The organism is Williamsia sp. (genome assembly GCF_036566845.1).
Taxonomy (GTDB): Bacteria; Actinomycetota; Actinomycetes; order Mycobacteriales; family Mycobacteriaceae; genus Williamsia.
This window is the reverse complement of record NZ_DATCVM010000122.1, coordinates 41,742-49,257: the sequence shown is the minus strand read 5'-3', so window position 1 is coordinate 49,257 and position 7,516 is coordinate 41,742. Positions and strand designations below refer to the sequence as shown.

The window sequence follows — 7,516 nt, the reverse complement described above, 5'->3', positions numbered from 1 at the left end:
GTCGCTCCGGAGATCGTCTGCGCATCGACATCTCCGAGGTTCGGCATCGCCAAACCATGCGGCGCAAGGAGGTCCGGGATCTGATGCAGTGTGGTTCCGGCTCGAAGCGTCACCTGTCCGGCGGTCGCGTCGACGCAGACCAACCCGCGCATCGCGGTCATGTCGAGCTGGACACCCGGGGCCACGGCAACCGCGCTGAAGCTGTGACCCGACCCGACCGGCTTGACCGTCACCCCGCTCGCTCGCGCCTCGGTCACCACCGCCGCCACCTCGTGCGCATCGCGCGGCCGGACCACTCGCTGCGGTGCCACCGATTCCGTACGGCCCCAATTGCGCCACACCTGCGGGCCGCTCACAGAAACTGCTTCCCTTCACCGCGGTAGCTCGGCAGTTCGCCGACGACAACTCCATGATCGACCACCAGGATCGTGTTCACGTGTTCGCTCAACTCACCGGACTTCGTGTGGCGCAACCACACCCGGTCGCCCACCGACAGCGTGTGGGCGGACTTTCCGCGCAGCGGCGTCTGGACCTCACCGGCGGCCTCGCGGCTGAGGTAGCTCAGACCCGGCGGCCAGGTCGGCAGCGGTAGCCGATCGTCACCGGGCGGACCCGACGCGATCCATCCACCGCCCAGGCACGTGACCATCCCGCGGGCCGGAATCCGAACCACCGCCAGTCCGAAGGCCATCGCCGGGGCCGGTTTGAAGTGCGCGTAACTGTCGAAGAGGTGGCCGCCGAAGAACCCACTGCCCGCCGCGATGTCGGTCACCGACGGATCGGCGGCCGTGGCCTCGATCGACCCGGTGCCCCCGGCGTTGACGAACTCGAGGTCGGCGATCTGCCCGAGCGCGGCGACGACACCTGCCCTGCGTCCGATCAGTTCGTCCATCGACCGTCGCTGGATATCGTTGATGACATTGTTCCGCAGCCGTTTTCCATCGACCTCGTTGCCGACTCCGGCCACCTGCGCCTCGTAGGACATCAAACCGACCAGTGTCATCCCGGGTCGGTTGACGATCTCGGTGGCCAGGCCGACCGCTTCGGCCACGGTCCGGATCGGAGATCTGCGAACACCGACATGCCCGAGTATCGGCGACTTGTACGAGGCATCGAGGTCGATGGCGATCCGCACCGGCCCGCACGCCCCGGCAACCGCCGCCTCGATGAGGTCGACCTGCTCCACCGAATCGACGAGGTGCGTGACCCGCTGCGCGGCAACAGGATCGGCTGCCAGGGCTGCAATCGCATGGCGGCTGGTACTGGGATAGCCGACCAGCACATCACGGACGTCGCCGGCCATGGCGAGCCAATGCGCTTCTGCCACATCGTAGGCGAGCACCCCGGCGAATCCCTCCACGGCGAGGATCTGCTCGATGACCGACCTGACCCGCAGCGACTTCGAGGCCACCCGGATCGGCACCCCGCCGGCCCTGGACCGGAGATCGGCCAGATTGTGCCGCAACGCGGTCAGCTCCAGGACCGCCACCGGGCCATCGGGGTCACCGTGGTCCCGGACCGCGTTGTCTATTGCACCCCAATATGATTCGGGATCCGCCGCCCAGGGCCAATCCGGGCGCATCGACGATGCGGCCAGGGCGAGATCGGTCACGTTGAGGTCAGAGATCATGGCTCGTCCTTCAGATGGCCGAGGAGCGCGGCGACCGTGGCATCAATGATTCGCTCGGCGATCACCCGGTCACCGGTGTTGAGGTAAGCCAGAGTCAGACCGTCGGTCGCTGCGACCACCAGCGGCGCCAGGTACTCCGGATCTGTCGACCAGGTGGCACCCATCGCGGTGGCAGCCACCTCCAGCGATGTCTGCGCGATTTCGTAGTAGCGGGTGTACAGACGGGTCGCGAAGTGTTCGAGGCCTTCGGTGCGTCGGGCGTATTGGGCAAGCGTGATCATCGCCGCCTCCCGTTTGGGGTCGGCGACCACACTCTCCAGGTATGACATCAGACCCGCCTTGATCAGCGTGGCGATGTCGTCGGGGAGCTTCCACTCGGTGTCGACGTCCGTCGGATCCGGGGGCGCCAGGGGCGCGATGATCGACGCCTGTTCGTCGGAGGTGCCCCGGGCGACGAGTTCGGCCAGCAGTTCGTCCCTGGATTCGAAGGCGTAGTGGAAGCTCGCGAGGGACATGTCGGCCTCGGCGCAGATCCTGCGTGTGGTCGCCGCTTCCACCCCGTGGTCGGCGATGACCCGGAATGCAGCGCGAACCAGCAGATCACGCCGTACGTCCACCGGCATCCGCGCCACCACAGCCCCCGACCCGCTCAGATGTGGGTCAAACGACCCACTGCTTTCCCGCGAGGCTAGGCCAATTCGACCGAACTGGCCACCTCAACGCCGAAAACGCTCCGCCTATACAAAGACGCTCCACATGTTTGTGGAGCGTCTTTGCAAAAGCGGAGCGTTTGTTGTCGTCCCGCGGCGGGCAACCTCAGTAGGCAGAGTTCACGTTGTCCATGGAGCCGTACCGATGCGCCGCATAGTTGCAGGCGGCGACGATGTTGGAGACCGGGTTCCAGATGTCGAACGCGGTGCCTTCCACGTGGTACGCGGCAAAGGTCGGGTCGATGACCTGGAGGAGACCCTTGGAGGGGATGCCGGCAGCGGCATTCGAGTCATACAGATTGATGGCCTGCGGGTTGCCGGTCGACTCCCGCATGATGTTGCGCATGATCCCGTCGTAGCTCGCCGGGATGTTCTTCGAGGCCAGGATGTCCAGCGACTGACGAATCCAGCCGTCGAGGTTGTCCGCGTACACCGGGGCCGGCGGTGGCGCCGGAGCCACGACAGGCTCTTGCGCGGCCATCTGGACCGGCGCCGGAGCGGGCTCCGCGGGTGTCGTGGGTGCCGGAGCAGGCGCTTGACTCTGAGTCGTTTCCGCCTGGGTCGACTCGACGGCAGGCGTCGAGACGGCGGCCGGCGACTCGGCGTTGGCAGGATCGACGGTGCTGATCGCCCCGGCGGTGATCGTGGCAGCAACCGCCAGCGTGGCGGCGCCCGCGACGTAGCGGACGTGCGTGCGTGATGCGCCGGTCCGGGCATCGTGGAGCAATTTCGAGAGAACGAACATATAACTGGTTCCTGATGTGATCGGTCCGCCTGTCGGCGGGCAGCAGACAACCACCGAGGTGCACGTGCATTCCCCGGCCGAATTCGGTCATCGCTGACAATGAACTTGTAAAACAAGGACGTTGCCGTCCCGGCGCATGCTCCAACCGACCCAGCTGATTCAGGTCCACGCGAGAATCGCTCAGGCGGCCACGGTGGCGATGTCAGCCCCGGTAGCCGCAGCGAAATCCGCGGATTGCGCATGCGGGTGGAATCCGCATAACCACTCCACATTTCTCGTGCCGCAAACATCACGTCTGCGTAAGCGGTTGATAACAGATTGATATACGTAGCTGAGAAAAGTCCAATGACAACGGCCCAAATCTGGCCGGCTCAGCAATTTCCGCAACCAGCTGTCAAGCCAAAAAGGCGGCGTGCGCTGCAGATTCGCCGCAACTACGCAACGTGATCCGTTTCACACGATTCGTCGGCGAAAAGTGCGCAGAAGGCCCCGAAACGGGGTGAACCGGTTCAATCGGACACCTTCCCACCCCGGAACTCCGGACGCGGGGCGACGCGGTTTCAGCCGACGACCAGCCGTCGCAATGCCTGATCAGAGTGTCGAAACTCACAGTGCGTGACGGAGTTTCGACGGTGCTGACGCTTTCAGCCGATGATGCGGGTCACGAGCTCCAGGTCGACGTCGGCGAGCTCGGCCGGGCTGAACGCGGGATTGCGGTCTTTGTCCACCAGAACGGCCCGCACCCCTTCGGCGAAGTCCGGGGTCCGGGTGATCTGCTCGGCAGCGTGGAGCTCACGCTCGAGGCATTCGTCCAGCGTGGAGCGCGCCCCGAGTTCGATCAGTGCGGCGGTCACCACGAGGCTGGTCGGCGAAGCCGCATCGAGCTGGGCCACGGTCTGCGCCGCCCAGTCGTCGCCGACAGCACCGCGCAGTCCGCCGACGATCGCCGCCACCGGGTCGTCACTGAAGTACTCGGCGATCTTCGCCAGCGGCAACGACGTCCCCGACACCGTTTCGGTCCGCCCGGACAACGCCTGCGCGAGCGGCATCCCCGACCGGATGTCATCGGCGAGGCCACCGAACTCGGCGCTGGGCACATGGTGGGTGGCCAGACCGATGGCCACCGCGTCGCTGCCGTGCACCCGGGCACCTGTCAGGCCGAGCCACAGGCCCACGCCGGCAGGCAGCCGAGGGAGGAAATATGTGGAGCCGACGTCCGGCATGAAGCCGATGGCCGTTTCCGGCATCGCGATCATCGCCTTCTCACTGACCACCCGGACCTCACCGTGCACGCTGATCCCGAGACCGCCGCCGAGTGCGGGACCGTCGATCAACGCGATGTACGGCTTCGGGAAGTCGGCGACCAGCTGATCGAGTTCGTACTCCGCACTGAAGTATCGGGTCACCGATGCGTGGTCCCCGGCGAGCGCGGCATCGCGGATGGCCCGGATGTCGCCGCCCGCACAGAAAGCACGGTCGCTCGCCGACGTGACGAGCACCGACTGCACCTGCGGATCGCCGACCCAGTCCTTGAGGACGACAAACATGTCATCGACCATCGTCTGGTCGAGCGCGTTGAGCGCCTTGGGACGATCGAGGATGATCTCACCGACACCATTGGCGACCCTGGTCCGAATGAACGACACCGCTTTACCTCCTGGTCAGCCGAGCTCTTCGGCTAGTTCCATCCACGACTCTTCAGCCGCTTCACGTTGCGCTACAACAGATTTCAGTTCCACACCCAAGGCGATGAGCTGATCGGGCGAGGTTGCCGCATCAGCGAGCTTCGTGTGGATGTCGGCCTCTTGCGCGACGAGGCGCTGCACCTGGCGTTCGACCTTCTTGAGCGCCTTCTCCATGTCCCGCAGTGCGCCTGAACCTTTGGCGGGTCCACCGGCAGATGCGGCAGGCTTGGCCGAACCTGTCGACGGGACGGCCGACGCCGCGGCCGGCCCGTTTGCCAGCTTCGTGAGGTATTGCTCGATGCCTCCGGGCAGATTGGTGAGTTTGCCGTCACCGAACAGCGCCCACGTGCTCTCACAGATCCGCTCGATCAGGAACCGGTCGTGACTGATGACCACCAGCGTGCCGGCCCAGTTGTCGAGGAGATCCTCGAGCTGTTGCAGCGTGTCGATGTCGAGGTCGTTGGTGGGCTCATCGAGCAGCAGCACGTTCGGCTGCGCCATCAGCACCCGCGTCAGCTGCAGCCGACGACGCTCACCGCCGGAGAGGTCACCCACCGGTGTGCGCTGCCGGGCCGGGCTGAAGCCGAGGCGTTCGGCCAGTTGTCCGGCCGACATGTCCTTGCCGCCCAATTCGATATGTCCGGCAACATCTTCCACGGCCTCGATCACCCGCATGCCGACCGGCAGATCGTCGAGTTCCTGACGCAGCCAACCGATCGCAACCGTCTGGCCTTCGATGCGACGACCCGAGGCCGGCGGCAATTCGCCGGCCAGGGTTCGCAGCATCGTCGACTTGCCCGAGCCGTTGACACCCACCAGACCGATACGTTCGCCCGGTGCCAGACGCCACGTCAGATCGTCGATCAGGACGCGGCCGTCGGGGGTGGTGAGCTTGGCATCCTCGAGTTCGATGACGACCTTGCCCAGGCGCCGTTTGGCAAAACTGGCCAGCGCCACCGAATCTCGTGGCGGGGGAACATCGGCGATCAGTTTTTCGGCGGCCTGGATCCGGTACTTCGGCTTGGAGGTGCGGGCCGGGGGCCCACGCCGCAGCCAGGCAAGTTCCTTGCGCGCCAGGTTCTGTCGGCGTTCTTCGGCTGCATCGGCGAGCCGGCCACGTTCGGCGCGGGCATACACCCAGTCGTTGTAGCCGCCCTCGTAGCTTTCGACCTTGCCGTTCTGCACTTCCCAGGTGGTGGTCGCGACCGTGTCGAGGAACCAGCGGTCGTGGGTGACGACCACCAGAGCGCTCCGTCGACCGACAAGATGCCGGCCGAGCCAGGCGATGCCCTCGAGATCAAGATGGTTGGTGGGCTCGTCGAGGATCAGCAGATCCAGTTCCTGCACGAGCGCCGCTGCCAAAGCGACCCGACGCCGCTGACCACCGGACAAATCCGTCACGAGAGTATCGAGACCCAATTCACCGATGCCGATACCCGCGAGCACCGAGCGGATGCGAGCGTCACCGGCCCATTCGTGTTCGGCAACACCGAGCGGGCCGAGGACGATCTGTCCGATCGTCTGGTCGGGAGGCAGGTGCCCACGCTGGGTCACCACCGCCATCCGCAGCCCGGTACCGCGCGCCACACGCCCGTCGTCGGGCGGTTCGATGCCGGCGAGGATCTCGAGCAACGTCGTCTTGCCGCCACCGTTGAGCCCGACAACACCGATGCGATCGCCCTCTTGCACACCCAGACTCACCGATTCGAGCAACGGCTTGATACCGAACGATTTGCTGATCTTCTCGACAGAGATGAGGTTGGCACCCTGACGTTTTCCGGGCGCGGTCACAGCGCGGCCTCGATCACTCGTGCGCCGCCGACCGGACCGGATGCGGTGCGGACACCGCGGCATACGCCCGCGCCCGACAACTCGGCCGCGGTGGACACCGCCGCCGCCTCGTCGGCGCACAAGAACGCAACCGTCGGCCCTGACCCGGAGACGATGCCGGAGAGGGCACCGGCATCGACGCCCGCCCGTAGTGTGCGGCGCAGTGCCGGGCGCATGGACAGCGCGGCCGGCTGCATGTCGTTGTGTAGCAAAGTTGCAACTCTCTGTGGGTCTCCCGAGGCGAGCGCCTGCAGGAGCTCGTCAGGAGATTCTGTGTAGGTACCGGTGTCGTCGGCGGACGAGTTCGTCTCGCGCAGCCGGTCGAGTTCGCGGTACACCTGCGCGGTACTCAGGCCTTCCCGGGCCACGGCCAGTACCCAGTGGTACTCGCCGCGGGACAGGACGGTGTTGAGTTTTTCCCCGCGACCGGTGCCGAGCGCGGTGCCGCCGCGCAGGGAAAACGGTACGTCGCTTCCCAATTCGGCGGCGAGGGTGAGCATGGTGTCGCGGTCCATGTCCAGACGCCAGAGCCGGGACAACGCCAGCAATGTGCCGGCGGCATCGGCCGAACCTCCGGCCATACCTCCGGCGACCGGGATCCCCTTGTTGATGGTGATCGTGACCTCTGGTGGCCGGCCGGCGACCCGCGACATCACTTCTGCCGCACGCCACGCCAGATTGCTCGAGTCGAGTGGCACCTCGTGAGCGCTGTCCCCCGTGACGACGATCGACAGCGAGTCTGCCGGGGCCACCGCGACGGTGTCGTGCAGGGACAACGCCTGGAAGACGGTGGTCAGCTCGTGAAAGCCGTCACGGCGGGGCAGGCCGACACCGAGGTGCAGATTCACCTTGGCGGGGACCCGAACCGTGACGGGGCGTGGGACAACAGACAACACGATCGCCAAGTCTATGCGGC

At 66.0% G+C, this 7,516-nt stretch carries 7 protein-coding genes; all 7 read right to left on the bottom strand.

Annotation, left to right across the window (positions count from 1 at the left end):
- Positions 1-356, bottom strand: a 356-nt coding sequence (locus tag VIQ49_RS11520) for an FAD-binding protein (RefSeq protein WP_331884596.1), incomplete at its 3' end; no start/stop codon positions are given.
- A complete protein-coding gene (locus tag VIQ49_RS11515; protein WP_331884604.1) occupies positions 353-1,582 on the bottom strand; it encodes an alanine racemase in 1,230 nt (409 codons plus the stop codon). The genes VIQ49_RS11520 and VIQ49_RS11515, both read right to left, overlap by 4 nt.
- Positions 1,583-1,626: 44 nt before the next feature.
- The gene (locus VIQ49_RS11510) at positions 1,627-2,253 is read right to left on the bottom strand and encodes a TetR/AcrR family transcriptional regulator (RefSeq protein ID WP_331884594.1); all 627 of its coding nucleotides are present in this window, start codon (positions 2,251-2,253) and stop codon (positions 1,627-1,629) included.
- A 193-nt stretch (positions 2,254-2,446) separates the two neighbouring features.
- Positions 2,447-3,085 carry a transglycosylase SLT domain-containing protein gene (locus VIQ49_RS11505; protein WP_331884592.1) on the bottom strand — a complete coding sequence of 213 codons (639 nt, stop codon included), beginning with the start codon at positions 3,083-3,085 and terminating at the stop codon, positions 2,447-2,449.
- 644 nt (positions 3,086-3,729) lie between these two features.
- Positions 3,730-4,731 (bottom strand): enoyl-CoA hydratase/isomerase family protein, encoded by a 1,002-nt coding sequence (locus VIQ49_RS11500; protein ID WP_331884590.1) that lies wholly within the window; start codon positions 4,729-4,731, stop codon positions 3,730-3,732.
- Between the two features lie 15 nt (positions 4,732-4,746).
- Complete coding sequence (locus tag VIQ49_RS11495; RefSeq protein WP_331884588.1) at positions 4,747-6,561, bottom strand: ABC-F family ATP-binding cassette domain-containing protein; 1,815 nt, start codon at positions 6,559-6,561, stop codon at positions 4,747-4,749.
- Positions 6,558-7,496 (bottom strand): 4-(cytidine 5'-diphospho)-2-C-methyl-D-erythritol kinase, encoded by a 939-nt coding sequence (locus VIQ49_RS11490; protein ID WP_331884586.1) that lies wholly within the window; start codon positions 7,494-7,496, stop codon positions 6,558-6,560. The genes VIQ49_RS11495 and VIQ49_RS11490 overlap by 4 nt, the downstream gene beginning before the upstream one ends.
- Positions 7,497-7,516 lie beyond the last annotated feature (20 nt).